Origin of the sequence: Streptomyces sp. SS7 (assembly GCF_037993025.1) — a bacterium.
Classification (GTDB): Bacteria; Actinomycetota; Actinomycetes; order Streptomycetales; family Streptomycetaceae; genus Streptomyces.
Window position 1 is genome coordinate 2,998,159 of the sequence record NZ_CP141223.1, and the last position, 26,680, is coordinate 3,024,838.

Annotated in this window: 24 protein-coding genes, 3 pseudogenes and 1 riboswitch; of the genes and pseudogenes, 8 read left to right on the forward strand and 19 right to left on the reverse strand. The window is 71.0% G+C overall.

Going from position 1 to position 26,680, the window contains the following annotated elements:
• Positions 1–27: 27 nt before the first annotated feature.
• From U5640_RS13660 to U5640_RS13670, 3 genes are all read right to left on the reverse strand, one after another.
• Positions 28–1,197 (reverse strand): cysteine desulfurase family protein, encoded by a 1,170-nt coding sequence (locus U5640_RS13660; RefSeq protein WP_340376077.1) that lies wholly within the window; start codon positions 1,195–1,197, stop codon positions 28–30.
• Positions 1,198–1,278: 81 nt separating this feature from the next.
• Entirely contained in the window at positions 1,279–1,557 is a 279-nt protein-coding gene (locus tag U5640_RS13665; RefSeq protein ID WP_340376078.1) for a DUF4190 domain-containing protein, read from the reverse strand.
• Between the two features lie 31 nt (positions 1,558–1,588).
• A complete protein-coding gene (locus tag U5640_RS13670; protein ID WP_340376079.1) occupies positions 1,589–1,753 on the reverse strand; it encodes a hypothetical protein in 165 nt (54 codons plus the stop codon).
• Positions 1,754–1,886: 133 nt separating this feature from the next.
• Here U5640_RS13670 and U5640_RS13675 point away from each other — a divergent pair, with 133 nt between their 5' ends.
• The gene (locus U5640_RS13675) at positions 1,887–2,513 is read left to right on the forward strand and encodes a TetR family transcriptional regulator (RefSeq protein ID WP_340376080.1); all 627 of its coding nucleotides are present in this window, start codon (positions 1,887–1,889) and stop codon (positions 2,511–2,513) included.
• A 118-nt stretch (positions 2,514–2,631) separates the two neighbouring features.
• Here the strand turns inward: U5640_RS13675 and U5640_RS13680 are convergent, their stop codons facing one another.
• Positions 2,632–2,994, reverse strand: coding sequence for a hypothetical protein (locus tag U5640_RS13680; RefSeq protein ID WP_340376081.1), 363 nt, complete (start codon positions 2,992–2,994; stop codon positions 2,632–2,634).
• 140 nt (positions 2,995–3,134) lie between these two features.
• On the reverse strand, positions 3,135–4,142 hold the full coding sequence (locus U5640_RS13685) for a YafY family protein (protein ID WP_340376082.1): 1,008 nt from the start codon (positions 4,140–4,142) through the stop codon (positions 3,135–3,137).
• Positions 4,143–4,256: 114 nt separating this feature from the next.
• Between U5640_RS13685 and U5640_RS13690 the strand changes: the two genes are divergently transcribed.
• On the forward strand, positions 4,257–4,838 hold the full coding sequence (locus tag U5640_RS13690; protein ID WP_340376083.1) for a TIGR03086 family metal-binding protein: 582 nt from the start codon (positions 4,257–4,259) through the stop codon (positions 4,836–4,838).
• Positions 4,839–4,942: 104 nt separating this feature from the next.
• Here the strand turns inward: U5640_RS13690 and U5640_RS13695 are convergent, their stop codons facing one another.
• Positions 4,943–5,803, reverse strand: a complete 861-nt coding sequence (locus U5640_RS13695; protein ID WP_340376084.1) for a thioesterase family protein — start codon at positions 5,801–5,803, stop codon at positions 4,943–4,945.
• A 126-nt stretch (positions 5,804–5,929) separates the two neighbouring features.
• Here U5640_RS13695 and U5640_RS13700 point away from each other — a divergent pair, with 126 nt between their 5' ends.
• Positions 5,930–7,189 carry an alpha/beta hydrolase-fold protein gene (locus U5640_RS13700; protein WP_340376085.1) on the forward strand — a complete coding sequence of 420 codons (1,260 nt, stop codon included), beginning with the start codon at positions 5,930–5,932 and terminating at the stop codon, positions 7,187–7,189.
• On the opposite strand, the gene U5640_RS13705 is transcribed toward U5640_RS13700, so the two are convergent.
• The 10 genes and pseudogenes from U5640_RS13705 to U5640_RS13750 all read right to left on the reverse strand — a co-directional run bounded on the left by U5640_RS13705 (position 7,098) and on the right by U5640_RS13750 (position 19,090).
• Positions 7,098–7,754: a trimeric intracellular cation channel family protein gene (locus U5640_RS13705; RefSeq protein WP_340376086.1), complete on the reverse strand. Its 657-nt coding sequence runs from the start codon at positions 7,752–7,754 to the stop codon at positions 7,098–7,100. The genes U5640_RS13700 and U5640_RS13705 overlap by 92 nt on opposite strands.
• 56 nt (positions 7,755–7,810) lie before the next feature.
• Positions 7,811–9,202 (reverse strand): M1 family metallopeptidase, encoded by a 1,392-nt coding sequence (locus U5640_RS13710; protein ID WP_340376087.1) that lies wholly within the window; start codon positions 9,200–9,202, stop codon positions 7,811–7,813.
• Positions 9,203–9,895: 693 nt separating this feature from the next.
• Positions 9,896–11,035, reverse strand: a pseudogene (locus U5640_RS13715) (dipeptide ABC transporter ATP-binding protein); the annotation flags it as partial.
• Positions 11,036–11,049: 14 nt separating this feature from the next.
• Entirely contained in the window at positions 11,050–12,147 is a 1,098-nt protein-coding gene (locus U5640_RS13720; protein ID WP_340376088.1) for an ABC transporter ATP-binding protein, read from the reverse strand.
• Positions 12,144–13,142: an ABC transporter permease gene (locus U5640_RS13725; protein WP_340376089.1), complete on the reverse strand. Its 999-nt coding sequence runs from the start codon at positions 13,140–13,142 to the stop codon at positions 12,144–12,146. Before U5640_RS13725 ends, U5640_RS13720 begins: the two co-directional genes overlap by 4 nt.
• Positions 13,143–13,283: 141 nt before the next feature.
• Positions 13,284–15,087: pseudogene (locus tag U5640_RS13730) on the reverse strand (ABC transporter substrate-binding protein).
• A 121-nt stretch (positions 15,088–15,208) separates the two neighbouring features.
• Entirely contained in the window at positions 15,209–16,216 is a 1,008-nt protein-coding gene (locus U5640_RS13735) for an ABC transporter permease (protein ID WP_340376090.1), read from the reverse strand.
• Positions 16,217–16,537: 321 nt separating this feature from the next.
• Positions 16,538–17,335, reverse strand: a complete 798-nt coding sequence (locus tag U5640_RS13740; protein WP_340376091.1) for an enhanced serine sensitivity protein SseB C-terminal domain-containing protein — start codon at positions 17,333–17,335, stop codon at positions 16,538–16,540.
• 156 nt (positions 17,336–17,491) lie between these two features.
• Positions 17,492–18,292: an enhanced serine sensitivity protein SseB gene (locus U5640_RS13745; RefSeq protein ID WP_340376092.1), complete on the reverse strand. Its 801-nt coding sequence runs from the start codon at positions 18,290–18,292 to the stop codon at positions 17,492–17,494.
• 90 nt (positions 18,293–18,382) lie between these two features.
• The gene (locus U5640_RS13750; protein WP_340376093.1) at positions 18,383–19,090 is read right to left on the reverse strand and encodes an AAA family ATPase; all 708 of its coding nucleotides are present in this window, start codon (positions 19,088–19,090) and stop codon (positions 18,383–18,385) included.
• A gap of 180 nt (positions 19,091–19,270) precedes the next feature.
• Positions 19,271–19,371, forward strand: a riboswitch (glycine riboswitch).
• A gap of 161 nt (positions 19,372–19,532) precedes the next feature.
• Here U5640_RS13750 and gcvT point away from each other — a divergent pair.
• The 4 genes from gcvT to U5640_RS13770 all read left to right on the forward strand — a co-directional run bounded on the left by gcvT (position 19,533) and on the right by U5640_RS13770 (position 23,842).
• Complete coding sequence (gene gcvT / locus U5640_RS13755) at positions 19,533–20,651, forward strand: glycine cleavage system aminomethyltransferase GcvT (protein WP_340376094.1); 1,119 nt, start codon at positions 19,533–19,535, stop codon at positions 20,649–20,651.
• Between the two features lie 108 nt (positions 20,652–20,759).
• A complete protein-coding gene (gene gcvH / locus U5640_RS13760) occupies positions 20,760–21,137 on the forward strand; it encodes a glycine cleavage system protein GcvH (protein ID WP_340376095.1) in 378 nt (125 codons plus the stop codon).
• Between the two features lie 14 nt (positions 21,138–21,151).
• On the forward strand, positions 21,152–22,417 hold the full coding sequence (gene glyA, locus U5640_RS13765) for a serine hydroxymethyltransferase (RefSeq protein WP_340376096.1): 1,266 nt from the start codon (positions 21,152–21,154) through the stop codon (positions 22,415–22,417).
• Positions 22,418–22,474: 57 nt separating this feature from the next.
• Positions 22,475–23,842, forward strand: a complete 1,368-nt coding sequence (locus U5640_RS13770; RefSeq protein ID WP_340376097.1) for an L-serine ammonia-lyase — start codon at positions 22,475–22,477, stop codon at positions 23,840–23,842.
• Positions 23,843–24,015: 173 nt separating this feature from the next.
• Here U5640_RS13770 and U5640_RS13775 read toward each other — a convergent pair whose 3' ends face one another.
• Positions 24,016–24,228, reverse strand: a complete 213-nt coding sequence (locus tag U5640_RS13775; RefSeq protein ID WP_340376098.1) for an EF-hand domain-containing protein — start codon at positions 24,226–24,228, stop codon at positions 24,016–24,018.
• Positions 24,229–24,311: 83 nt separating this feature from the next.
• Between U5640_RS13775 and U5640_RS13780 the strand changes: the two are divergent.
• Positions 24,312–24,482, forward strand: a pseudogene (locus U5640_RS13780) (helix-turn-helix domain-containing protein); the annotation flags it as partial.
• Between the two features lie 85 nt (positions 24,483–24,567).
• Here U5640_RS13780 and U5640_RS13785 read toward each other — a convergent pair.
• On the reverse strand, positions 24,568–25,746 hold the full coding sequence (locus U5640_RS13785) for a hypothetical protein (protein ID WP_340376099.1): 1,179 nt from the start codon (positions 25,744–25,746) through the stop codon (positions 24,568–24,570).
• Positions 25,746–26,555, reverse strand: coding sequence for a polysaccharide deacetylase family protein (locus U5640_RS13790; RefSeq protein ID WP_340376100.1), 810 nt, complete (start codon positions 26,553–26,555; stop codon positions 25,746–25,748). Before U5640_RS13790 ends, U5640_RS13785 begins: the two co-directional genes overlap by 1 nt.
• Positions 26,556–26,680 lie beyond the last annotated feature (125 nt).

Consider the following 26,680-nt stretch of genomic DNA (forward strand, 5'->3'; position numbering starts at 1 on the left):
GTCGGCACCGGACCCGCGCCGGACGGGTTACGTCAGCCCCGCCGCCCGGGCCCGTTCCACCGCCGGCCCGATGGCCTTGGCGAGCGCCTCCACGTCGGCCTCGGTGCTGGTGTGTCCGAGGGAGAACCGCAGCGTGCCGCGGGCCAGGTCGGGGTCGGTGCCGGTGGCGAGGAGCACATGGCTGGGCTGGGCGACGCCGGCCGTGCAGGCGGAGCCGGTGGAGCACTCGATGCCCTGGGCGTCGAGCAGCAGGAGCAGGGAGTCGCCCTCGCAGCCCGGGAAGGTGAAGTGCGCGTTGGCCGGCAGCCGGCCGTCCGGCGCCGGGTCGCCGCCGAGGATCGCGTCCGGCACGGCCGTACGGACCGCGGCGACCAGGGAGTCGCGCAGGGCGCCGATCTCACGGGCGAACCACTCGCGCTGTTCGGCGGCGAGGCGGCCGGCGACGGCGAAGGAGGCGACGGCCGGGACGTCGAGGGTGCCGGAGCGCACATGCCGCTCCTGGCCGCCGCCGTGCAGGACGGGGACGGGGGTGTGCTCACGGCCGAGGAGCAGGGCGCCGATACCGTACGGGCCGCCGATCTTGTGGCCGGAGACCGTCATCGCGGCGAGGCCGGAGGCGGCGAAGTCGACCGGGACCTGGCCGAAGGCCTGGACGGCGTCGGCGTGCAGCGGGACACCGAACTCGGAGGCCGCGTCGGCGAGTTCACGGACCGGCATGACGGTGCCGATCTCGTTGTTCGCCCACATGACGGTGGCGAGGGCGACGTCGTCGGGGTCGCGGGCGATGGCCTCGCGCAGCGCGTCGGGGTGGACCCGGCCGTAGGTGTCGACGGGGAGGTACTCGATCCGGGCGCCCTCGTGCTCGCCGAGCCAGTGCACGGCGTCGAGGACCGCGTGGTGCTCGACGGGACTGGCCAGCACCCGGGTGCGGGCCGGGTCGGCGTCGCGGCGGGACCAGTACAGGCCCTTGACGGCGAGGTTGTCGGCCTCGGTGCCGCCGGAGGTGAACACGACCTCGCTGGGGCGGGCGCCGAGCGCCTCCGCGAGGGTCTCGCGGGCCTCCTCGACCGTCCGTCTCGCCCGACGGCCGGATGCGTGGAGGGAGGAGGCATTGCCGGTGATGCTCAGGTGCACGCTGAGTGCCTCGACCGCCTCGGGGAGCATCGGGGTGGTCGCGGCGTGGTCGAGGTATGCCATGGTGGCCACGATTCTACGGGGCGCCGTGGAGGGACCTCGTGTCCAGGTCGCCCGAGGGTCCGGCCGAGCGTGCGGGCGGCGCTAGAAGCCCCAGGACACCGACGCGTCCGCCTGCATGAACGCGAAAAGGAGCAGCAGGTCGGCGACGCCGAGGGCGAGGCCCAGCCAGGCCCGGCCGGGGCGGGCGGTGCCGCGGACCAGGGCCACCGAGGCGAGGACGATGGCGAGCGGGCCGAGGAAGAGGTTCAGGACCAGCAGGCCCAGCAGACCGAGGACGAAGGACGCGACGGCCATGCCGTCGGTGTCGCGGACGCCGGCGCCACGGGTGGCGCGGTCGGGGGCCGGTGCGGTGAGGTGCATGTCGGTTCAGCTCCTGTGGGACGGTGCCGGGTCAGCGGGTCGAGGCGCGGCGGCGGGCGTGCCGCTCGCGCAGTGCGAAGACGCCGAGCCAGACGGCGATCACGGCGGCGACGGCGATCGAGAAGTCGAGCGGCGCGTGGGCCACGGTGCCCATGACGACACCGAGCAGCAGCAGGGCGGCCACGAGGAACAGCATGGGATCGGATCCCCCTCCGTGAAGTCCGGGTGAACTTTTCGGTGAACAGTTGTGGTTACAGTTGTTCACTGACTTTGAGTCTAGCGTGCCGCGCGGCTTTTCAATTCCGGAGAACAGTTGTTAACTGGATGACATGAGTCACACCCTCGGCATCCGGCAGGCCCAGAAGCAGAAGACCCGGCAGGCGCTCCTGGACGCGGCGCTCGCCCTGCTGGAGGAGCAGAGCCTGAGCAGCCTGGGCCTGCGCGAGGTCACCCGTGCCGTCGGGGTCGCGCCCACCGCCTTCTACCGGCACTTCCGCTCCACCGCGGATCTCGGCGTCGCCCTGGTCGAGGAGGCGCTGGGCAGTCTGCACCCGATGATCCGCCACACCGTGGCGGGCGCGGAGTCGAGCGACGAGCGCATCACCCGCGCCGTGGAGCTGATAGAGGGTCATGTGACCGCGTACCCGGCGCATGTCCGTTTCATCGCCCGGGAGCGCCACGGCGGAGTCCAGCCGGTGCGGAAGGCGATCCAGGAGCAACTGGGCCGGTTCGTCGAGGAGGTGCGGGACGAGCTGGCCAAGGACCCCGAGGCGAAGGGCTGGAGCGACGAGGACCTGCTGATGCTGTCGCACCTCTACGTCGACCAGATGCTCATCACGGCCTCGCTCTTCCTGGAGGCCCTGGAGGCGGCACCGGAGGAACGGGAGCGCGTCGCCCTGCGCGCGACCCGCCAGATGCGGCTCATCGGCATCGGCCGCCACCACTGGCTCGACTGAGCCCCGCGGACGGACGGAACGGACGGTCGAGGGCGGACGGTCGAGGACGGACGGTCGAGGGCGGACGGTCGAGGGCGGCGCACCCCCGTCCCCGGTGCGCCGCCCTGTCCGCCGTACGTCAGCCCTGCTGCTGGGCCTGTCGGCCCTGACCGCCGCCGGGGCCCCCGCAGCCACCACCCTGACCGCCGCCGGGGCCGCCGCCCCGACCGCCGCCGGGCGCGCCGCTCGGCATCCCGGAGGGGACATCGGTGGGCGTACCGGTCGGGGTGCCCGGGGGCTGTCCGGAGGGGGCGCCGGACGGGGCACCCGAGGCAGCGCCGCTCGGAGCGGCCCCGGTCGGCATGCCGGACGGGGCCTGGCAGTTCCGGCTCTGACCGGAACTGCCGCCGGAGGACGAGGAGTCGCCGGAGCCGCAGGCGACCAGCGCCAGGGGCGCGAACGCCAACAGGGCCACCGCCGGGACGAGACGCACACGCTTCATGAGAGACGGCTCCAAGCACGATGAGGGGGTCCTGGGATGAGTCCCGGGATGAGTCCTGGGATGCGGGCACTCAACCAACGGCGGCTGAGGCTTCCTTGGGCCCGCTCTGTCCGCTGCCTGTCAACGAGGTAAAGCGGACCTCAAGAAGCCGTCCCGGCCTGCGTGTTCACCGGGGGTGTCCCCTCGTCGGGCTGGTACAGCTCCGTGACAGAGGCCGCGGCCGCACGCAGTTCCTCCCGCACCTGGGGTGGCGCGAGGACCTCCACCCGGTCGGAGAACGCGAGGAGTTGACGGGTCGCGGGAACGGACGGGTACGACAGGCGCGCGGTCACCCAGTCGTCGCCGTGGCTGTCGCCCTCGGGGAGTTCGACGAGCGCCGGGGCACTCATCCGCAGGAACATGTCGAGCCGCTCGCGCCGGACCCGGACGGTGACGTCGACCCCGGCGGGGCGCTCCTCCACCTGACGGCGCAACACCTCCCAGGCGTCGGCGAGTTCGACGCCCGGACGACGCCGCACGGGGTCGTCGAGCACGGTCGCCGAGCGCACCCTGTCGGCACGGAACAGTCGGGGTCTGCCGCGCCGGTCGGCGACGAGGTACCAGACGCCCGCCTTGGCGACGAGGCCGTAGGGGTCGACGGTGTGGGTGGTGGGCTCCGGGTCGCCGCTGTGGCGGTAGCGCAGCCGCAGTCGCCGGTCGGTGAAGACGGCGTCCTGGAGGGTGTCGAGGTCGACGGCCGGCTGGGGGCCGCCCTTCCAGCGGGTGGCGTCGACCAGGATGCGGCGACTGGTCACCTCGGCGGCGGGGCGGTGCGGGGCGGGCAGCGCGGCCATGACCTTGCGCAAAGCGGAGCCGAGGGCCGCGTCCAGGCCGAGGGCGGCGTGCGCGCCCTCGGCGGCCAGGATGAACAGGGCCCGGGACTCGTCGGCGGTCAGGCCGGTGACGTCCGTGCGGAACCCGGGGAGCAGTGCGATGCCGCCGTGGCGGCCGCGTTCGGCGTAGACGGGGACGCCGGAGGCGGACAGGGCCTCGATGTCCCGGTAGATCGTGCGCACCGACACCTCAAGGCGTTCGGCGAGTTCGGGGGCGGGGACCCGGCCGCGGGTCTGCAGGAGCAGCAGGATCGACAGGAGACGGTCGGACTTCACGGCCCCAGGTTCCCCCGTCCGGGACGGCCGGACAAATGCTGACGGCGGATGTCAGGTTATGCGGCCAGCATGCGTGCCGTGTCCACCCCAGGAACCGAGGAAAGGCCTGTGCCCATGAACCCCACCGACCCCCGCCCCGTCTACAGCCGCGCGACGGGGCAGGCCGCCGCGCTGATCCGGACGGTGCGGCCCGAACAGCTGGACGGGCCGACCCCGTGTGCCGAGTTCGACGTACGGACGCTGCTGAGCCACATCGTCGGCGGCACCCGGCGGATCGCGATCGTCGGCGAGGGCGGCGACGGCCTCGCCGAGCCGCCGTTCGCCGAGGGCGTCGCGGACGACGGCTGGGCGGAGGCCTACGACGCGGTCCGGTCCCGGGCCGTCAAGGCCTGGGAGAGCGAGGACCGGATGGCGGCGCCGGTGCGGGTGCCGTGGGGAGAGGTCCCCGGCCACGCGGCCCTCTCCGGATACGTCATGGAGATCGTGACCCACACCTGGGACCTCGGCGAGTCCCTCGGTCACCCCGTCGCCCTCGACCCGGAGCTCGCCGAGTTCGCCCTCGCGGCCGGCCACCTCAACCTGCCCGACCCCGAACGCGACAGCCGCACCCCCTTCGGCTCGGCCCGCCCGGTCCCCGAGGGAGCGGACGCCTACACCCGCCTGGCGGCCTGGCTGGGCCGAAAGCCGCTCGGCTGACCTTCCGGCACGCCGGAGCCGCTCGAGCCTCCTCCCGTACGGTGCGGCCACCGGACCGCTCCCGGGCCGACCGGGCCCCGTAGGCCACAAGCGCACGCCGGCCGTCAGGCCAGGCGGGCGCGGGCCAGTTGGCGGGACTGGGCCACCAGGCGGTCCGTGCTGTCCCAGACCTCCGCGTCCTCCTCCAGGAAGCCGCCCGCGAGGTTGCGGGTGGTGATGGAGACGCGCAGGGGGCCGGGGGCCGGGCGGCTGCGGACGTGGACGGTGAGCTCGACCGTGGGCACCCAGCCGCTCAGGCCGATCTCGAAGGCGGTCGGCGGGAGGGCGTCGACGGCGAGGAGGAGGGAGAGCGGATCCGGGTCGCGGCCGTCCTTGAGGCCGAACCAGGCCCGCATCTCGCCCTTGCCGGAGGGCGCGCCGAGGGCCCACCCCAGGGTGGAGGGGTCGAGCTTGAGCATCAGGCGCTCGGTGATCGCGGAGCTGCCGTCCACGGGGGCCGGTCCGTCCTCGGGGCCGAAGCACTGGTCGAGCGGCGGGAACGCCGGCGGCTCGGCCGTCGTACGGACGTCGTCCGGCAGGGAGTCCAGGTCGCCGTAGGAGGCGAGGACGCGGATCCGCTCGACCTCGGCGCCGTTCTCGTCGTACTGCAGGAGCGAGGCCTGGCCGGTCGACAGGGTGCGGCCGGTGCGGACCACCTCCGTGCGGACGAGGGCCGGGCCCGGCTGGGAGGCGGTGAGGTAGTGCGCCGAGATGGTGAACGGGTCGCGGTGCGGCAGGGCGTCCGCGAGGGCACGGCCGAGGACGGCGAGCAGATACCCGCCGTTGACGGCGTTGATGATCGTCCAGCCGGCGGAGAGGTCGATGTCGTAGACGCCCGGGGCGCGCCGGGTGAGCGCGGTGTCGCGGTCGAACTCGCTGTCGCCGATGGTGGCCCGCTCGGCCGCCGCGGTAGCTGCTTCTGGCATGGGTGAACCGTACAACAGGCGATTACTAAGCAGTAGCTTTTTGGAAAAGTGAGACCCGGGCAATTTCTCGGTAAGTGTCCGTACTCATCCGTCAACCCCGGGACCCGGCATCTCCTCTATGGGGACATGAGCCTCACCGGTACTGCGTTCCTCTACACCCTGATCGTGCTGGCCGTCGTCGCCGTCGCGCTCCCCCTCGTCCTGTGGTCGCGCATCGGCGGACCGAGATTCCTGCGGGGCGCGGCCCGGATGCTGATGCTGGTGTTCGCGCAGGGGACGGCCGTGGCACTGGTCTTCGTCCTGGTCAACAACGCCAACAACCTCTACGACAACTGGTCCGACCTGCTCGGCACGAGCAACCATGTGCAGCAGGCCGCCGACCTCGGCGCCGACGGCACGGGCGGCATCTCGCTGAAGCGGCTGCCGAGGGTCAGACAGCGGTTCACCCAGGCCCAGGGGGCGGGGATGCACCAGGCCGGCGGGGTCCGCGTCACCCAGCTCCGGGGCCGGGTCTCCGGGGTCGACGCCGAGGTCTACGTCTGGCTGCCCCCGCAGTACCACGAGGCCGCCTACGCCCACCAGCGGTTCCCCGTCGTGGAGCTGCTGCCGGGCTACCCCGGCTCCCCGAAGTCCTGGTTCGGCTCGCTGCGCGCGACCGCCCAGCTGGAACCGCTGATGCGCCAGGGCAAGGTCGCGCCGTTCATCCTGGTGGCGCCGCGCACCACCCTGCTGCCCGGGGTGGACACCGGCTGCGCCAACGTGCCCGGCACGGTGAACGCCGACACCTGGCTGAGCATCGACGTGCCCCGCATGGTCATGGACAACTTCCGGGCCCAGCCCGCGCCCAAGGGCTGGGCGGTCGCCGGGTACTCGGCCGGAGCGCACTGCGCCATCAAGCTGGCCGTCGCCCACCCCGACCGCTACCGGGCGGCGGTGAGCATGTCCGGCTACAACGACCCGATCGGGGAGCGGGACTCCCTGGCCGCCCAGGACCCGGCCCTGCGCCGGGCCACCAACCCCTATCTGATGCTCGCCCGCGCGGCCGCCCCGCCGGCCGTGGCGCTCTACCTCTCCGGGCAGCCGGGCGACGGCTACGAGGCCGCCCTCGCGCTCCAGAAGGAGGCGAAGGCCCCGACGGCCGTGCACGTGGTGTACATCCCGAGGAGCGCGGGCGGACACACCATGGCGCTGTGGCGGCCGCAGGTGGTACCGGCGTTCCGCTGGCTGAGCACCCAGCTCGACCAGCACCGGATCAGCGCCCGGCGGGCCATGGAGGGCACGGGGGACACGGGGACTACTCCTCCCGTACCGTCGACCGGCGGTTCCACGCGCGAGGCGCTCGCCAGTGGAACCGCATCGCGAGCAGCCTCAGGACGAAAGCGGTAGCGGCCGCGAGGCCGCTGGCCAGCGGGGTGAGCACGTCGTAGCGGATGCAGATCACCACCAGGGTGGCGCCGACGATCGCCGGGACCGCGTACAGGTCGCGGTCCCAGCGCAGCAGCGACGGCACCTCGTTGGCCAGCACGTCCCGCAGCACACCGCCGCCGACGGCCGTGGTGAGGCCGAGGGCGGCCGACGCGGTGAGGCCGAGGCCGTGGTCGTACGCCTTCGTCGTGCCGGTGACGCAGAACAGACCGAGGCCCGCCGCGTCGAAGACGTTCACGGCCGACTGGATCCGCTCCACCTGCGGGTGGAGGAAGATCACCAGCAGGGCGGCGAGGAGCGGGGTGAGGAAGTACCCCAGGTCGGTGAAGGCGGCCGGGGGCACCGCGCCGATGATCACGTCCCGGATCAGCCCTCCGCCCAGCGCGGTGGCCTCGGCGAGCACGGCGATGCCGAACACGTCGAAGTTCTTGCGCACGGCCAGCAGCGCACCGGAGATGGCGAACACGAAGATGCCGGCCAGATCGAGCGTGTGCTGGACGGAGGGGCTGAAGATTTGCTGGAACACCTTTACATTGTCACCCGAGAGTCCGGATGCACCTTACAAAGCCAGGCAGCATGGCATCAGAGGGCGGGTTTTCCTGTGGTGAACAGCCACGTCTGGAAGAGGTCGTCCAGCTGCTGCCCGGAGATCTTCTCGGCGAGGCGGACGAAGTCGGCGGTGTCCGCGTTGCCATAGCGGTGCAGTTTCGTCCAGGCCGGGAGCAGCCGGAAGAACGCGGTGTCGCCGATCCGCTCGCGCAGGACCTGGAGGGTCATCGCGCCGCGCTGGTACACGGCGGAGGCGAACATCGTGTCGCGCTGCGGGTCGCCGACGGTGATCTGCCAGAAGGAGGAGTCGGCGGGGCGGGCGTTGTAGCCGGCGAGGAAGGAGTCGTGCGCCGAGCGGGTGCCCTGGTGCTCGGCCCACAGCCACTGGGCGTAGGTGGCGAAGCCCTCGTTCAGCCAGATGTCCTTCCAGTGCGCCACCGACACCGAGTCACCGAACCACTGGTGGGCCAGCTCGTGCACGATCGTCGACTCGCTGCGCACCGCCGAGTACACCGGCTTGGACTGCACCTCCAGGGAGAACCCGGCCTGCGGCATGTCGTCGACGATCGCGCCGGTCTCCTCGAACGGGTACGGCCCGAAGACCTGCGACCAGTAGTCGGTGGCGGCGGCCGTCACGGCGTACACGTCGACGTTGTTGCTGTTCGCCAGCACGGGGTCGATGGCGACGTAGATCGGGGTGCCCCCGGGGGTGGTCCCGGTCCGCACGTCGAACTTCCCGATCGTGGCGGTCGCGAGGTAGGTCGCCATCGGCCTGGTCTCGCGCCAGTGGGTGTACGTCGAGGTGCCCTTGTCGTACGTCGAGACCAGCCGGCCGTTGGAGACACCGGTCAGGCCCTTGGGCGCCTTGATCCGGATGTCGTAGGTGGCCTTGTCGGAGGGGTGGTCGCTGGACGGGAACCAGGTGGAGGCGGCGTTGGGCTCGCACGCGACGAACACGCCGTCGTCGGTCTTCATCCAGCCGTAGTCCGAGCCGAACACGATGGGGCCGCCGAGGGGTTCGGGTACGCCGCCGTAGGTGACGGTGACCTCGAAGGTGCCGCCCTTGCGGAGCGTTCCGCGCGGGGTGATCCGGATCTCGTCGCCGTCGCGGGTGAACTGCGCCCGTCTGCCGTTCACCTCGACCCGGGTGACCTCCAGCTGCTGGAGGTCCAGGTCGAAGGAGGAGAGGTTCTGGGTGGCGCGGGCGGTGATCGTCGTACGGCCGTCGAGGCGGTCGGTGCCGGGGTCGTAGGCGAGGGAGAGGTCGTAGTGGCGGGCGTCGAAGCCGCCGTTGCCGAGCTGCGGGAAATAGCTGTCGCCGATGCCGTCGGCGCCCGGGGCGGGGGCGGCGGAGGCCGCGATGACGAGAAAAGAGGCCGCCGCGGTCGCGAGGGCCCCTAAACGTGCCGAACGGGAGAGTGCCATGGGTCGTCCCTTCGAGCGTGTGCCGATCAGTCGGACACGGAGGACTCTGGCCTCTCCCGTTCAGACATGTGCATGACTTTGCCAACTCGTCATGCGCTACTTGTCGGTTGACTCCTGGCTCTCGGACTTGGTGCCCCGAGGGGTTGCGGGCTCCGCGGGCGTCCCGGGGGTGTCACTGGACCCGGAGGCCTCGGGGGCCTGCGCGACATCCGCGGCCTCGGGAGCCTCAGGCGTCTCGGCGGCCTCGGGAGCCGCAGGGGTCTCGGCGGCCTCAGGCGTCTCGTCGGGCTCAGAGGTCTCAGCGACCTCGCCAGCCCCGCCCACCTCGGCAGACCCGCTGGCCTCAGCCGTCTCCACGGCTTCCGCCGTCTCGATGCCCTCGGGAATCCGAGGGATCTCGGGAGCCTCGGTGGCCTTGGAGAGGTCCGGCGCCTCGGTGGCCTCGGCGACCTCAGGGGTCCCCGAGCCCTCGGGGGACTCGGCGATCTCAGCAGTCCCAGCGGCCTTGGCAGCCTCGGGCACCTCAGCAACCTCAGCGCCTTCGGGCACCTCAGCAACCTCAGCGCCTTCGTGCACTTCAGCAGCCTCGGTCTCAGCCTCGCCTGCCGCAGCAGCCTCGCGTACCTCAGTAGCCTCAGCGGCCTCGGTCGCCGCCGCCTCAGCCGTCTCCGGCGAAGTGGGCCGGTCCGCGGCGACCTCCGCCGCCACCGCTGCCGAGGTCTCCGCCGACTCGGCGAGAACCTCGTCGGCCACCAGCTCCGCCGCCTCCTTCGCGACCGTCAGCAGGACGGTGTCCTGCGGCGCCTGGTCGGCGAAGTTCTCCGGGTGGTGGCAGGCGACCTGCTGACCGGGGCGCAGCTCCAGCAGCGGCGGCTCGGTGGTCTTGCAGATCTGCGTCGCCTTCCAGCACCGCGTGTGGAAGCGGCAGCCGCTCGGCGGCGAGATCGGCGAGGGCACGTCGCCCTTGAGCAGGATCCGCTCGCTCTTGGCGTTCCTGCGCCGGGGGTCCGGGATCGGCACCGCCGACATCAGCGCCTTGGTGTACGGGTGCATCGGCGTCTTGTAGAGCAGGTCGCGGTCGGCCAGCTCCACGATCTTGCCGAGGTACATCACCGCGATCCGGTCCGAGACGTGCCGGACGACCGACAGGTCGTGCGCGATGATCACGTACGTCAGGCCCAGCTCCTGCTGGAGGTCGTCCAGCAGGTTCACCACCTGCGCCTGGATCGAGACGTCCAGCGCGGACACCGGCTCGTCGGCGACGACCAGCTTCGGGTTCAGGGCGAGCGCCCGCGCGATGCCGATGCGCTGGCGCTGACCGCCGGAGAACTCGTGCGGATAGCGGTTGTAGTGCTCGGGGTTGAGACCCACGACCGACAGCAGCCGCTGCACTTCCTTCTTGATGCCGCCCTCAGGGGTCACGCCCTGGAGCTTGAAGGGAGCGCCGACGATCGTGCCGATGGTGTGGCGCGGGTTCAGCGAGGAGTACGGGTCCTGGAAGATCATCTGCACGTCGCGGCGCAGCGGACGCATCCCGCCCACACCGAGGTGCGTGATGTCCTTGCCCTCGAACTCGACCTTGCCGCCGGTCGGTTCGAGGAGCCGGGTGATCAGCCGGCCCATCGTCGACTTGCCGCAGCCGGACTCGCCGACCACACCGAGGGTTTCGCCGGAGCGGACCTCGAAGTCCAGGCCGTCGACCGCGTGCACCGCCCCGACCTGCCGCTGGAGCAGGCCCTTCTTGATCGGGAAGTGCTTCTGCAGCCCGGTGACCTTCAGCAGCACCTCGCCGTCGGTACGACGGCCTTCGCCGGCCTGCGCGGGAATCTTCACCGCTTTCTCGTCACTCACAGCTTCGGCGCAATCTCTTCGGTCCAGATCCGCTCCCGCTGCTCCTTGCCCAGGTGGCAGGCCGCCCAGTGCCGGCTGCCGACCTCGGCGAGCTCGGGCCGGACGGTGCGGGTGACGTTGTCCTTCGGGAGGTCCGCGTACGGGCAGCGCGGGTTGAAGGCGCAGCCGGACGGAACGTTGATCAGGGAGGGCGGGGAGCCCTTGACGGGGATCAGGCGCTCCTGCTGGTCGCGGTCCAGCCGCGGCATCGAGCCCAGCAGACCCCAGGTGTAGGGGTGGCGGGGCTGGTAGAACACCTCTTCGGCCGGTCCGCGCTCGACGCAGCGGCCGCCGTACATCACCAGCAGGTCGTCGGCGAGTTCGGCGACGACGCCCAGGTCGTGGGTGATGACGATGACCGCGGAGCCGAACTCCTTCTGCAGGTCCCGGATGAGGTCCAGGATCTGCGCCTGGACGGTCACGTCCAGGGCGGTCGTCGGCTCGTCCGCGATGAGCAGCTCGGGGTTGTTGACCAGCGACATCGCGATCATCGCGCGCTGGCGCATACCGCCGGAGAACTCGTGCGGGTAGTTGTCGACGCGCTTGTCGGGCTGCGGGATGCCGACCCGGTCGAGCATCTCGATCGCACGGCGGCGCGCGGTCTTCTTGTCCACGTCGTGGTGGATCCGGTACGCCTCCACGATCTGCTGGCCGATCGTGTAGTACGGGTGGAGCGCGGACAGCGGATCCTGGAAGATCATCGCCATCTCGCGGCCGCGCAGCTTGCGGACGTAGTCCGGGTCGGCGCCGAGCAGTTCGGTGCCGTTCAGCCAGATCTCACCGGAGATCTGCGCCTTGCGCTTGCCGTACTGGCCGGCGGTGTGCAGGCCCATGATGCCGAGCGAGGTCACGGACTTGCCGGAACCGGACTCACCGACGATCCCGAGGGTCTTGCCCTTCTCCAGCTGGAAGCTGAGCCCGTCGACGGACTTGACCAGGCCGTCGTCGGTGGGGAAGTGCACCTTCAGGTCGCGTACTTCCAGGAAGGCGGAGGGGGCCGGGGAGGCCGAGGTGGGCTCGTTCACGGCCGTTCCGCTCTTGCTGAGTTCGGTCACGTGAGCCTCACTCGGGGGTCGATCACGGCGTACAGGATGTCCACCACGAGGTTGGCGAAGAGGACCGCCAGCGAGGTGATCAGGGTGACGCCCACGATGATGGGCAGGTCCTGGTTGCGGATGGCATCGAGCACGGCCCGGCCGAGACCGGGCAGGTTGAACGTGGACTCGGTGAGGATCGCGCCGCCGATGAGGGCGCCGAGGTCCATGCCGAGCATGGTGAGGATCGGGGTCATCGTCGAGCGCATGGCGTGCTTGCCGATGACGGTCTGCTCCTTGAGGCCCTTCGCGCGGGCGGTGCGGATGTAGTCCTCGCCGAGGATCTCCAGCATGGTGGCGCGGGTGATCCGGGCGTACATCGCCGCGTACAGGAACGCGAGGGTGATCCAGGGCAGGATCATGGCGCCGAGCCAGCCGGTGAAGCTGTCCTCCAGCGGCACGTACTGGGCGTCGATCCAGTGCAGCCCGAACGCGAAGATCGCGAGGCTGAGCATGCCGGTGAAGTAGATGGGCAGGGAGACGCCGGCGAGGGCGACGACCATCGCGCCGCGGTCCCACAGGGTGCCCCGCTTGAGCGCGGAGAGCACGCCCGCGGCGACACCGAAGACCAGCCACAGGAAGGCGGCACCGAGCGCGAGCCCCAGGGTCACCGGGAAGCGGTCGGTGAGCACCGGCCAGACGGCCTGCTCGCTGCGGAAGGAGTAGCCGAAGCACGGCGCGGCGCAGTGAATGGTGTCCCCGCCGCCCGAGTAGGTGCGGCCGGCGAAGATGCCCTTGAAGAACTCCCAGACCTGCGCGTAGATCGGGGTGTCCAGGCCCAGCTTCTGCCGCACGCCCTCGACGGCGGCCGGGTCGGCCTGCTTGCCCACGAAGCTCGTGGCGATGTCCACGCCCGCCCACTTGGGGACGAGGAAGAAGATGCCGAAGACCACCATGATGATGACCACGAGCATCACTGCGGCGGCGAACAGCCGCCTGATGAGGTAAGCGAGCACAGCTCTCGGCCCGCCGCGGACCGCGGGCCACCGGTGGGGGTACCACCCACGCCTTTTGGGCTGTGGGGGACTCCCGGTGACCCGCGATCACGCCGCGCCGGCCTTCACCTGCCTTTCGTGCCGTTCGGCGGGTGGCCGGGGTTACTTCTTGGGGTTCTTCAGACCGAGGTTCACGAAGTCGTACATACCGCTGTAGTTGTCGGTCGTGTAGACGTTCGCGAGGTTGTCCGAGCGCCAGTTGATGAACTTCTCGAAGACGAAGGGCAGGTAGTACGCGCCCTCCATGACCTTGTGGTTGATCTCCGTGGCGATCTTCTCCTTGCCCGCGTTGTCGAGCGTGGTGACGTAGGAGCCGAAGAGCCCGTCGATCGTCTTGTCCTTGATCAGCGCGTAGTTGGAGTTACCGCTGTCGAGGATGTACTTGCTGTCCCACAGGGGCAGACCGAAGCCCTGGACGGTCGGGAAGTCCGGACCCCAGCCCATGATGATGATGCCGTAGCCCTTCTTCGCCACGTTGGCGGGGCTGCCGATGATGCCGGTGGTCTGCGAGCCGTCGTACTGGTCGATCTGCGCGTCGATGCCGATCTTCTTCAGCGACGCCTGGAGCGACTGGGCGGTGGCCACCTCGACCGGCTTGTTGTTGCGGACCGCGATGGTGGTCTTGAAGCCGTTCGGCTGACCGCAGGCCTTCAGGGCCTCCTTGGCCTTGGCCTCGTTGCCGCTCTTGTTGGCACCGGCGATCTCGTACGGGTCGTACTTCTGGCCCTCGGCGCCCGGGACGGACGGCGGGAGCATGTTGGTGCCGATGTCGCCACCGGCCACCGGGCCACCGCGCGCGGTCTGCAGCGACACGTGGTCGGCGCCGTAGATGACGGCCTTGCGGCACTCGATGTTGTCGAACGGCTTCACGCTCTGCGGGAAGACCGCGTAACGGATGTAGCCGGAGACCGGGTTGTCCAGGTTGCCCTTGTGCTCCTTCAGGGCGGTGGTGCGGCCCTGCGGGGACATGCCGGTTCTGGTTGATGTCCAGGTCGAGGTCACCGTTGAGCAGACGCTGGTCGAGCTGGTTGGCGTCCGAGAAGAACGTGACGGTGATCTTGTCCGGGTAGGCCTTGCGGATCGGGTCCGACGCCTGGCTCCACTTGTCGTTGCGGACCAGCGTCAGTTCCTTGCCCGGGCTGTACGAGGCGAACTTGTACGGGCCGGAGGAGAACGGGTGGAGACCGTACTTGGACTTGGTGTCCATGTCCTGGCGGACCGGGGACGCCGAGACCAGGCCGAGGATCTCCTCGAAGTCCGAGTTGGCCTCGGGCAGGTGGAAGACGATGGTCTTGTCGTCCGGCGTGTCGATCGCCTTCAGACCGAGCTTGTCCTTGGAGCTGTCCTTGTAGGGGCCCTTGTACGTGCCCTTGGGGTCGAGGACGTCCTTCAGGTACACGGGACCGCCGGACAGCACGTCCTGGGCCCACACGCGCTCGATGCCGTACTTCACGTCCTTGGACGTGATCGGCTTGCCGTCCTCCCACGTGACGCCGTCACGCAGGGTGTACGTGTAGGTCTTGCCGCCGTCCGTGACCTTGGCCAGGCCGGTCGCGAGGTCCGGGGTGAGGGTGGCGCCCGCCTTGCCCGGCTCCGTCTTGCCCGTGACCAGCTGACGGCTGTAGTAGCGCGCGAAGTTCCACATGAAGCCGTAGTAACCGCGCGTGGTGTCCCACGAGTCGGCGTCCTGGGCGCCACCGAACTTCAGCGTGCCGCCCTTCTTGGCCAGGGAGGCCTGGGCGACCTTGTTGTTCGCGGCGTCGAAGCCGGCGGCACCGGTGCTCGAACCCTTGCCGCTGTCGTCGCTTCCGCCACCGCCGCACGCCGCCGTGGTCAGCAGCGCGGCGACCGCGGCGGCAGCGGCAAACGCCTGCTTCCGCCGCCCTGAGGTGCGTTGGGTAGTCACGATCTCGGATCCTCCGGATTGATGAGAGACCCCGTGTCGGTGCCACGGGACGTTTGGGGGTGCGGCAGTCGTGCGGGCTGTACTGCGAGCTGTACTGCGGCGGTTCGGGGGGATGTGCGGTTCAGCGGGACGCCTTCGGGTCCAGCGCGTCCCGGACGCCGTCGCCGAAGAGGTTGAAGGCCAGCACGGTGATGAAGATCGCCACACCCGGGACCACCATGTACATGGGGTCCGACTCGTAGTAGTCGATCGCGCTCGAGAGCATCTGTCCCCAGGAGGCGGTGGGCGGCTTGACGCCGACGCCCAGGAAGCTCAGGGCCGCCTCGGTGAGGATGTTGGTGGGGATCATCATCGTCGTGTAGACGACGATGGGGGCGACGAGGTTGGGCAGCAGCTCCTTGAACAGGATGTACAGCCGCCCGGCGCCCAGGGACCGGGCCGCCTCGACGTACTCGCGCTCGCGCAGGGAGAGCGTCTGACCGCGGACCACACGTCCGATGTACGGCCAGCCGAAGAATCCGATGACCAGGATCATCACGAACACACGCACGCTGGAACCCGTCAGGCCCAGCAGGTCGTTGGGCATGACGGAGACCAGCGCGATGATGAACAGCAGCTGGGGGAAGGCGAGAAGACCGTCCATGACGCGGCTGATGACGGAGTCGATCCAGCCGCCGAAGAAGCCGGCGAGGATACCGAGGACCGTGCCGAGGACGACGGCGACGACGGCGGAGAGGAAGCCGACCAGGAGCGAGATCCGGGCGCCGTAGAGGATGCGGGCGAAGATGTCACGGCCGTTGACCGGCTCGACGCCGAGCAGGTGCTCGCCGCTGATGCCGCCGAGGGACCCGGTCGGGGTGCCGAACAGCGGGTCGATGAGGTTCTCGTGATACTCGTTCGGGTCCTGGTCGAGCAGGCCCGTGATGACCGGGGCCAGCAGCGAGACCACGACGAGCAGAAGCACCACGACGCCGCCGGTCAGGGCGAGCTTGTCCCGCTTCAGGCGCTCCCAGGCGATCCGGCCCAGGGAACGGCCCTGTACGGCCTTGGCGCCGCCGGTGGCGACCGCCGCTTCTTCAGCCGCGCTCGGGGCCGCTTCCGCGGTCGGCTCGTGCAATGGTGCCGTCATCTGGCAGGGACCCCTCTCAACCGGCGGTGACCGGCGCGCACTTGCCGCTTGTAGCGGCACATTCAGTCCGTCGTACACAGGGACGAAGTCCCCTGGACCGGGAGTCTTCAACGCTTTGGCGATCTGTAGCCAGAGTTGGCGACGAAAGGATGCGTAAACGTGATGCGACCATGGAGGTTCCGTTATCCGGACGCTGGGTAACGGGGGCCGGACGTCGACTTATGCGGACACACCGGGCGCGAGCGGGGTGAATCGCCAACATCTACGCGCGAAGATCAACGGCCGTCCGTCCACACGAACACACAGGGTTCACCACATTTTTCAGTACCGGCCGGCGGGCGGGTAGCCGTAACCGCCCGCGGGAGCCTGCGCGGGGGCGGCCGGAACGTGGGCCTCACGGTCGTAGAACGGGCGCGCCCCGGCCCGCATCCACATCACCACCGGGTCGTGCTCGTCGGTCATGGCGACCGTCGACACCGGCAGCCCGTCCGGTACGGCCCCGATCGACTGCTGCATCATCGCCCGTACGGCGTCCACGGCCGGCGGGGAGGTGTCGTACACGTCGAGCCCGATGGCCAGGTAGGGGACGCCCAGCGCCGGCTGCACCCAGGCGCGGCGCAGCGCGCGGACCGCGGGGGTGCGGTGGGCGTTCTGCGCGAGGAGGGCGTAGAACTGGGGGATCTCGATGCCGGGTTCCGACAGCCGCAGGGGGCCGGCGGGCTGGCGGTCCAGTCCGGTGGCGATCCGGCGCAGGTCCAGCCAGGGGAGGCCGACGCCGCCGCCCGGGGCGTGCGGGTTCAGCCAGAGGCCGTAGTGGTCGGGGTAGAGGGTGCGGGCCACGTCGACCGCGTCGACCACCTCGTAGCCGCGGTTCCAGCCGCTCGCCGAGAGCTCCTGGGCGGAGGTGACACAGGGGGCGTAGCCGTGGCCGTCGACCTCCATGTTCCCGTACTGGGCGTCCGGGGAGCCGGCCTGACCGTGCCACAGGAGCATCCACACCTGGCCGGAGGCGGGGGTCGCGAGCGCGCGCAGGAGGGCCTCGTAGGCGTCGTAGCGCCCGGGCGTGACCTGGCGCAGCATGTGCTCGACCTGTCCGGTCGCGATGCCGCTGGCGCTCACCGTTTACCGCCCCTTCTTCTTTGTTTCCCCGCGTCTGTGAACAGCTTAAGCGCCCGCCGCCCCCGGCCCGTGGTGCGTGGGCGAGTACGGGCGCGTGGTCGCTCGTCGCGCCCCGCGGCGGAGCCGTGTACCGATACGGCTCCGCGCCCGGTCGGCTCAGTGGCCCCGCAGGTAGAACGGCCGTATGCGCTCGCGCATCCAGTCGGCCACCGGGTCCTGGGCGACGTCCAGGAGGATCAGGTTGACCGGCCATCTCACCGGGGCCGCGCCCATCGCGCGGCCCAGGGCGTCCAGGGGGACCTCGCGGACCTCGGGTTCCAGGTGGGCGAGTTCGACGCCCACGAACATGACCGGGTCGGCCGTCTCGACGGCGGCGAGGCAGCGGCGGGCCGTGAGGACCACGCCGGTCGCCTCGAACTCGGCGGAGGCCTTCCCGAGGAACTCCATCGGGTCCTCCTGCCAGTCGGGCTCGAAGAGACGGACCCGGCCGCCGCTCGCGGGTCCGTCCAGTACCGTGCGGCCGCCGCGGCACAGCTCGGCCACGGCCGCCGGGGGCAGCGGGACGCCGACCGTGCCGTCCGGGTTGATGAGCAGCCCGGCCTGCGGGGGCAGTCCGCGGGCGAACTCGACCGCCGGGGCGATCGTGAACGACATGTGCGAGCCGGCGGCCAGGTGGAACTGCTCCTCGGAGCTGAACACCGGCACGTAGACCTGGCCCTCCAACTCCAGGGTGGGCAGGTCGAGGGGACCGCTGTGCGGGCCGCCGCCGTTGGGCAGGGGCACCCAGAGGAAGCTGCGCCCGAGCACCTCCACGATCCGCGCACCGGCGCCGGGCACGCCGAGGGAGACGGAGAGCACCTCCTCCAGTTCGTTGCCGGGCCATCCGCTGTGCGGATGGGGGTGCGCCTGCGCCGGGAAGCCCGGGGAGACCGGGAAGTCGGCCGGGGGGAAGTCCATCTGCCTACCGCCTGCTGGGAACCGCTGTCGAGGCTGAAAGGCTAGCGGGTACGCGGGGGCTTTCCCCCGTCCGCGGACGGTCCGGGGCGCTCATGCGGTGAACCCGATCTGCTGCAGGGCGTCCGCCGAGTCCCGGTCGAGCAGCACCGCCGAGCCGACCCCGGCGGGCAGCCGGCCCCGCTCCACGGCGCGGACCAGGCGGGCGGCGGCCCTGCGGTGCCGCAGGAAGGCGTACCGCGAGACACCGCGGCCGCGCTCGCGCTGGCCCTCGATCGCGGTGTCCGGGGTGACGTCGAGGAGGAGCAGGTGCAGGGTGCCGCCGCGGCGGCGGGCCTCCCGGGCCAGCCAGTCGCGCACCCAGGTCTGGGTCCCGCAGTCGTGCACGACGACGCCCTCGCCGGAGCGCAGGGCGCGGCGCAGTCCGGCGAAGTGGGCGAGGCGGACCAGAGGGCGGTACACGGCGTAGGGCAGGAGGCGGGGGGCGCGGGCGTCCCAGCGGTCGCGGGTGTCCTGGGAGTCGATGGCCGCGCCCCGCACGGCGCGCCGCATCAGCGTGGACTTGCCGCTGCCGGGGAGTCCGGTGACGACGACCAGGTCACGGGGGCCGAAGAGCAGTCCGTGCGGGCTGCGGCCGGCGCGCTCGCGCAGATCGCGGACGACGGGGACGGTCCGCGAAGCGCCGGCCTCCCGGGCCCGGCCCGCGGGCTGTGCGGGCAGTACGGGCAGTGCGGGCAGTGCGGGCAGCGTGAGCGCCGAGGTGGTCGCGAGTGCCGTGGTCCTCGCCGTGGTCCTGTCCACCGTGATCGTCCTCCCCTGGGGTTCGGGTAAGTCCCTCCTCCCCGTCGAGCGTAAAGAGAAGGTAATGCGCGAGGTCTCCTCATTTCGTGCGCGTACAGCAACAAGCCGGTTACAGATGCGGCCTGCCGCGATCGGGTGCGGGCGTGCAATGATGTCCGCGCCAACTGCATACCGGCCGTTTGAATCCGCGCGGGAGAGTCCCCGACAGCTGTGCGCACCGGGGCGCCGAAGGAGCAAGTCCCTCCCTTGAATCTCTCAGGCCCCGTTACCGCGCGGGCGAGGCACATCTGAAAAGCGGGCCGCCGTGTTCCGGTGGTCCCACCCAAGGTGCAAGCCGTGAACCCGTCCGCGGGTCATGGCGAACCTCTCAGGTTCCGATGACAGATGGGGAGGAACGGGCAGGAACGACCTCGCCCGTCATGCCTTGGGAGACGACCGTCCGATGAGCAGTAACCCACCCCGTCGTACCGCGCTCGATGCCCTGCACCGTTCGCTCGGCGCGACCATGACCGACTTCGCCGGCTGGGACATGCCGCTGCGCTACGGCTCCGAGCGCGACGAGCACCTGGCCGTGCGGACCAGGGCCGGACTCTTCGACCTCTCGCACATGGGCGAGATCGCGGTGACCGGGCCGCAGGCCGCCGAGCTGCTGAACCACGCGCTGGTGGGCGACATCGCCGCCGTCGGCGTGGGCCGCGCCCGCTACACCATGATCTGCCGGGAGGACGGCGGCATCCTGGACGACCTGATCGTGTACCGGCTCGGCGGGACCGAGTACCTGGTCGTCGCCAACGCCTCCAACGCCCAGGTGGTGCTGGACGCGCTGGTGGAGCGGTCCGCCGGGTTCGACGCCGAGGTGCGCGACGACCGGGACGCGTACGCGCTGATCGCCGTCCAGGGACCGGAGTCGCCGGGCATCCTGAAGTCGCTCACCGACGCCGACCTCGACGGCCTGAAGTACTACGCGGGCCTGCCCGGCACCGTCGCCGGGGTCCCCGCGCTGATCGCGCGCACCGGGTACACCGGCGAGGACGGCTTCGAGCTGTTCGTGCGGCCGGAGCACGCGGTCGGGCTGTGGCAGGCGCTGACCGAGGCCGGCCGGGACGTCGGGCTGGTCCCCTGCGGTCTGTCCTGCCGGGACACCCTGCGCCTGGAGGCGGGCATGCCGCTGTACGGGCATGAGCTGAGCACGTCGCTGACGCCGTTCGACGCCGGGCTCGGCCGGGTCGTGAAGTTCGGGAAGGAGGGCGACTTCGTGGGGCGTACGGCCCTGGAGGCGGCGGCCGAACGCGCGGCGTCGTCCCCTCCGCGGGTCCTGGTCGGCCTGGTCGCCGAGGGCCGGCGCATCCCGCGCGCCGGGTACCCCGTCGTCTCCGGCGGCCAGGTGATCGGCGAGGTCACCTCCGGCGCCCCCTCCCCCACCCTGGGCAAGCCCATCGCGATGGCCTACGTCGACGCCGCGCACGCCGCGCCCGGCACCGGGGGCGTCGGGGTGGACATCCGGGGCAGCCACGAGCCGTACGAGGTCGTGGCCCTGCCCTTCTACAAGCGCCAGAAGTAACCACCGACCCCGCCCGGCACGTGACCCTGCGCACATTCGCGCAGCTCACGCCCGTTCTGAGCGGTCCCCATTCATCAGCACTCCCTCGCGTACAGGAGAATTCAGGCCATGAGCAACCCCCAGCAGCTGCGCTACAGCAAGGAACACGAGTGGCTGTCGGCCGCCGAGGACGGCGTCTCGACGGTGGGCATCACCGAGCACGCGGCCAACGCGCTCGGCGATGTCGTCTTCGTGCAGCTCCCGGAGGTCGGGGCCACGGTGACCGCGGGCGAGTCCTGCGGTGAGCTGGAGTCGACCAAGTCGGTCAGCGAGCTGTACTCGCCGGTCGACGGCGAGATCGTCGAGGTCAACCAGGACGTCGTCGACGACCCGTCGCTGGTGAACTCCGCCCCCTTCGAGGGCGGGTGGCTGTTCAAGGTTCGCGCCGCCGGTGAGCAGGAGGAACTGCTGTCCGCCGACGAGTACACCGCCTACACCGCCGGCTGAGGATGACCGTCCAGATGACTGTTCTGAACACCCCCCTGCACGAGCTCGACCCGGAGATCGCGGCCGCGGTCGACGCCGAGCTGCACCGTCAGCAGTCCACGCTCGAGATGATCGCGTCGGAGAACTTCGCTCCGCTCGCGGTCATGGAGGCGCAGGGCTCGGTCCTGACCAACAAGTACGCCGAGGGCTACCCGGGCCGCCGCTACTACGGCGGCTGCGAGCACGTGGACGTGGCCGAGCAGATCGCGATCGACCGGGTCAAGGACCTGTTCGGCGCCGAGTACGCCAACGTCCAGCCGCACTCGGGCGCCTCCGCCAACCAGGCCGCCCTGTTCGCGCTGGCCCAGCCCGGCGACACGATCCTCGGCCTGGACCTGGCCCACGGCGGCCACCTCACCCACGGCATGCGGCTGAACTTCTCCGGCAAGCAGTTCAACGTGGTCGCCTACCACGTCGACGCGGCGACCGGGCTGGTCGACATGGCCGAGGTGGAGAAGCTCGCCCTGGAGCACCGCCCCAAGGTGATCATCGCGGGCTGGTCGGCCTACCCGCGCCAGCTCGACTTCGCCGAGTTCCGCCGTATCGCGGACGCGGCCGGCGCCCACCTGTGGGTGGACATGGCCCACTTCGCCGGCCTGGTCGCCGCGGGCCTGCACGCCAGCCCCGTCCCCTACGCCGACGTGGTCACCTCCACCACCCACAAGACCCTCGGCGGCCCGCGCGGCGGGATCATCCTGGCGAAGAAGGAGTTCGCGAAGAAGCTGAACTCCTCCGTCTTCCCCGGCTTCCAGGGCGGCCCCCTGGAGCACGTGATCGCCGCCAAGGCCGTCTCCTTCAAGGTCGCCGCCTCGCCGGAGTTCAAGGAGCGCCAGCAGCGCACCCTGGAGGGCGCGCGCATCCTGGCCGAGCGCCTGACCGCCCCGGACGCCCGGGAGGCCGGCATCGACGTGCTGTCCGGCGGCACCGACGTGCACCTGATCCTCGTCGACCTGCGCGCCTCCGAGCTGGACGGGCAGCAGGCCGAGGACCGCCTCCACGAGGTCGGCATCACCGTCAACCGCAACGCCGTCCCCGACGACCCGCGCCCGCCGATGGTCACCTCCGGCCTGCGCATCGGCACCCCGGCCCTCGCCACCCGCGGCTTCACCGCCGAGGACTTCGCCGAGGTCGCCGACGTCATCGCCCAGGCCCTCAAGCCGGTCTACGACGCCGCGGCGCTCAAGGCCCGGGTCGAGGCCCTCGCCGACAAGCACCCGCTCTACCCCGCTCTGGACAAGTAGTTCCCCGGTGGGGGTACCCGAAGGCGTGTGCCCCCGCCCTTCCTGTGAGGAAACCCTGTGGCCATCTCGGTCTTCGACCTCTTCTCGATCGGCATCGGCCCGTCCAGCTCGCACACGGTCGGCCCGATGCGCGCGGCCCGGATGTTCGCGCGGCGCCTGCACGGCGACGCGCTGCTGGACTCCGTCGCCACGGTCCGCTGCGAGCTGTACGGCTCGCTCGGCGCCACCGGCCACGGTCACGGCACCCCCAAGGCGGTCCTGCTCGGCCTGGAGGGCGCCTCTCCCCGCACGGTGGACGTGGAGACCGCCGACGAGCGGGTGGAGCAGATCAAGGAGTCGGGCCGGCTGCGGCTCCTCGGCGAGCGGGAGATCCCGTTCTCCTTCGACGACGACCTGGTCCTGCACCGCCGCAAGGCGCTGCCCTACCACGCCAACGGCATGACCGTCCGGGCGTACGACGCCTCGGGCGCGGAGCTGCTGACGAAGACGTACTACTCGGTGGGCGGCGGTTTCGTCGTCGACGAGGAGGCGGTGGGCGCGGACCGCATCAAGCTGGACGACACGGTCCTGAAGTACCCCTTCCGCACGGGCGACGAGCTGCTGCGCCTGACGCGGGAGACCGGACTGTCGATCTCCGCGCTGATGCTGGAGAACGAGCGGGCCTGGCGCACCGAGGAGGAGATCCGCGAGGGCCTCCTCGAGACCTGGCGGGTGATGCAGGCGTGCGTCGCCCGAGGCATGTCCCGGGAGGGCATCCTGCCGGGCGGGCTGCGCGTCCGCCGCCGGGCCGCCGTCACCGCCCGTCAGCTGCGCGCCGACGGCGACGCGCTCGCGCACTCCATGGAGTGGATCACCCTCTACGCGATGGCGGTGAACGAGGAGAACGCCGCGGGCGGCCGCGTCGTCACCGCCCCGACCAACGGCGCGGCGGGCATCATCCCGGCCGTCCTGCACTACTACGTCAACTTCGTCCCCGGCGCGGACGAGGACGGCGTGGTCCGCTTCCTGCTCGCGGCCGGCGCGATCGGCATGCTCTTCAAGGAGAACGCCTCCATCTCCGGCGCCGAGGTCGGCTGCCAGGGCGAGGTCGGCTCCGCCTGCTCGATGGCGGCCGGCGCCCTCGCCGAGGTGCTCGGCGGCTCCCCCGAGCAGGTCGAGAACGCCGCGGAGATCGGCATGGAACACAACCTCGGCCTCACCTGCGACCCCGTGGGCGGCCTGGTCCAGATCCCCTGCATCGAGCGCAACGGCATGGCCGCGGTCAAGGCGGTCACCGCCGCCCGCATGGCCATGCGCGGCGACGGCTCCCACAAGGTCTCCCTCGACAAGGTCATCAAGACGATGAAGGAGACGGGCGCCGACATGAGCGTCAAGTACAAGGAGACGGCCCGGGGCGGGCTGGCGGTGAACATCATCGAGTGCTAGGGAATGGGCCCTGAACAGCGCGTTCGTTTCTTTCGGCGCTGTCAGGGCCTTTCCTGCTTACGCGGCGGAAAGTCCCCGGAAACTCCCCGAGACAGACGTGAAAGTCCCCGAAAAGTCCTCCCAGGGGACGTCTATAAGGGGGGCGTCCCGTCCGGGGCGCCCCCTTCCCCGCCCTACTTGCTCAGGTACACCCAGAACTCGTCGAACGACAGGACCTTGTCGCCGTTCAGGTCGCGGGTCTTGATGATGGCCTCGGCCACCGACTCGGTGACGTTCCAGTCGCCCTCCTGGGCCAGGGCGGTCTTGAACTCGGCGGCGGTGATGAAACCGTCGCCGTCCGTGTCGATGCGCTGGAACTGCGTGCGTGCTTCTTCGATGTCGGCCACCGATCCGCCCCTCTTCGCCATACCTTGCGGTGTCTTGCTGTCGTACTGACGCAGGTCAGATTAGCTGCCCGTGTGTTCCTCCAGTGCGGCGACCACCCAGGCGAACTCCTCACGGTGGGCCGCCTCGGGCGCCTCTCGCTGCCAGAGCGGTCCAGCGTCCGGCATTCAAGTACCGCTTCCATCCGGCCGACGCGCAGGCAGCGGAGCTGTCGCGTACGTTCGGGTGCGTGCGGAAGGTCTACAACCTCGCTCTAGTGCCGTGACCGGGAAGGTTTGCCGGGAAGCTCGCGAGGTGCCGTGCCGGGCGTCGCGAGCCGGTGAACCTTTCCGGTCACGGCACTAGCGGAAGATGCCGGTGTGGCCGAGGGAGTAGCGGCCGGGCTGGGGGTAGACGGCGAGGCCGTGCGGGCCGCTGCCGACGGGGATGCGGGCGAGCTGCTTTCCGGTGCGGGTGTCGACGGCGTACACCTCGGCGTCGTAGCGGCCGGAGAGCCACAGGACCTTGCCGTCCGCCGAGACGCCCCCCATGTCGGGGCTGCCGCCGTGGGGCAGCCGCCACTTGCGGGTGACCTCACCGCGGGCGAAGTCGAAGACGGAGATGGTGCCCTCGCCCCGGTTGGAGACGTACATCTCGCGGGAGTCGCGGCTGACGTACAGACCGTGGGTGCCCTTGCCGGTGGGGAGGAAGGCGGGCCGGGCGAAGGTGGCGCCGTCGAGGATCCACAGGCCGTCGGCCTTCATGTCCGCGATGTAGAACCGCTTGCCGTCGGGCGAGATCTTGACGTCCTGCGGCATGGCGCCCTTGAAGGGCAGTCTCTGCTGGGCGATCACCTTCATCTTCTCGGTGTCGACCTTCAGCAGCTCCCCGCTGAACTCGCAGGACACGATGAAGTAGCGCCCGTCGAGGGAGAAGTCGGCGTGGTTGACGCCGTAGCAGGTGACCGGTTCGGTCCTGATCCGCTTCATGGTGTGCGGGTCCCGGAAGACGAGTTCGCGGTCGAGGGAGGCCATGACGACGGCGTACCTGCCGTTGGGCGTGAAGTAGAGGTTGTACGGGTCGTGCACGTCGACCGGCTTGCCGGTCCTGCCCGTCCGCGGGTCGATGGGGGTGAGGGTGTTGCCCCGGTCGTTGTTGACCCAGAGCGTCTTCAGGTCCCAGGAGGGCACCACGTGCTGCGGCTGCCGGCCCACCCGCAGGGTCCTGATCACCTCGTAGGTCCTGGGGTCGATGACGGAGACCGTGTCGGACTCGGTGTTGGGGACGTAGACGCGGGAGGGGAAGTCCTTGACCACCGGGGAGAGCTTGTCCGGGCGGTCGGCGGCGTAGACGTCCTTCGGGTCGAGGACGGGCGGCATGCCGGGCAGTCCGTCCACGGCCGGCTTGCGCGCCGGGGCGGGGACGGCGGCCTTGGTGGTGGCGGCCCGGTCCGGCCGGCCCCCGGACCCGCCGCCGCAGGCGGCGAGGGCGGCGAGGGCGGCGGCGGTGAACAGGGCACGGGTGAGGAGGGGGGGTCGCATCAGCCGATCAGCTCCGTGGTGGTGACCGCGCGCAGTCCGCGGCGGGCGAGTTCGTCCAGTACGGCGGGGAGCGCGGCGAGGGTGTCCGCGTAGCCGAAGTGCAGGCTCACGACGGATCCGTCGCGGACCTCGCGCAGGACGTTGGCCGTGACGGCGGCGGCGCCGGGCGAGGTGAAGTCGAGGGAGTCGACGTCGTAGGACAGGACGTGGGGGTAGCCGGCGGCGCGGGCCAGCCGCTGGACGAGCGGGGAGGCGCGGGAGGCGCGCGAGGGCCGGAACCAGGTCCCGACGGAGCCGGTGAGCCGTCTGAGCCGCCGGGCGCACTCCTCGATCTCGCCGCGCGCCTCGGTCTCGGACATCGCGTTGATGTCGAGGTGCCGGTGGGTGTGGTTGCCGAGGTCGTGCCCGCCGTCGAGGATCCGCCGGGCCAGGGCCGGGTGGGCGTCGAGCCAGGTCCCGACGGCGAGGACGGTGACCCGCGCCCCATGCTGCTCGGCCTCCCCCAGGAGGGCCTCGGCGAGGGCCGGTTCGCCCTGCCCGTGGAAGGTGAGGGCGACCCGGGGCCGGTCACGGGGGCCGTGGCTGATCTGGGCCGGCTGTCCGGGGAAGGCGCGGGGGGCCGGGGCGGGCCGGGGACCGGCGGGTGCCGGACTGGTCGCCGGGGGCGAGGGCGGGCCGGGGGACGCACCGGAGGAGGGGCCGGAGGCGGAGCCGGACGCGGAGCACGCACCGGCGAACGCGCCCCCGGCGACCAGTCCGGCACCCGCCCGCAGCGCGGCACGGCGGTCGGTCGGAGTCACCCGCACCATTTAAGGGGCAAAAGGTAAGAAATGGAGTCATTCACCCGCGTGGCGACCCCAGCCGGCGTCGGCCCGGGCGGGCGGCCCCCTGCCTCCCGGCGCGCCCGGCATGCCACGCTGGAGCGCCCCTCAGT

Coding starts and splice junctions, on each gene's coding strand:
- U5640_RS13710 (WP_340376087.1), bottom strand. CDS start 9,202: ATGGCACTCTCCCGTTCGGCACGTTTAGGGGCCCTCGCGACCGCGGCG.
- U5640_RS13735 (WP_340376090.1), bottom strand. CDS start 16,216: ATGACGGCACCATTGCACGAGCCGACCGCGGAAGCGGCCCCGAGCGCG.
- U5640_RS13670 (WP_340376079.1), bottom strand. CDS start 1,753: ATGCTGTTCCTCGTGGCCGCCCTGCTGCTGCTCGGTGTCGTCATGGGC.
- gcvH (WP_340376095.1), top strand. CDS start 20,760: ATGAGCAACCCCCAGCAGCTGCGCTACAGCAAGGAACACGAGTGGCTG.
- glyA (WP_340376096.1), top strand. CDS start 21,152: ATGACTGTTCTGAACACCCCCCTGCACGAGCTCGACCCGGAGATCGCG.
- U5640_RS13665 (WP_340376078.1), bottom strand. CDS start 1,557: ATGCACCTCACCGCACCGGCCCCCGACCGCGCCACCCGTGGCGCCGGC.
- U5640_RS13695 (WP_340376084.1), bottom strand. CDS start 5,803: ATGCCAGAAGCAGCTACCGCGGCGGCCGAGCGGGCCACCATCGGCGAC.
- gcvT (WP_340376094.1), top strand. CDS start 19,533: ATGAGCAGTAACCCACCCCGTCGTACCGCGCTCGATGCCCTGCACCGT.
- U5640_RS13660 (WP_340376077.1), bottom strand. CDS start 1,197: ATGGCATACCTCGACCACGCCGCGACCACCCCGATGCTCCCCGAGGCG.
- U5640_RS13745 (WP_340376092.1), bottom strand. CDS start 18,292: ATGGACTTCCCCCCGGCCGACTTCCCGGTCTCCCCGGGCTTCCCGGCG.
- U5640_RS13785 (WP_340376099.1), bottom strand. CDS start 25,746: ATGCGACCCCCCCTCCTCACCCGTGCCCTGTTCACCGCCGCCGCCCTC.
- U5640_RS13700 (WP_340376085.1), top strand. CDS start 5,930: ATGAGCCTCACCGGTACTGCGTTCCTCTACACCCTGATCGTGCTGGCC.
- U5640_RS13790 (WP_340376100.1), bottom strand. CDS start 26,555: ATGGTGCGGGTGACTCCGACCGACCGCCGTGCCGCGCTGCGGGCGGGT.
- U5640_RS13675 (WP_340376080.1), top strand. CDS start 1,887: ATGAGTCACACCCTCGGCATCCGGCAGGCCCAGAAGCAGAAGACCCGG.
- U5640_RS13690 (WP_340376083.1), top strand. CDS start 4,257: ATGAACCCCACCGACCCCCGCCCCGTCTACAGCCGCGCGACGGGGCAG.
- U5640_RS13680 (WP_340376081.1), bottom strand. CDS start 2,994: ATGAAGCGTGTGCGTCTCGTCCCGGCGGTGGCCCTGTTGGCGTTCGCG.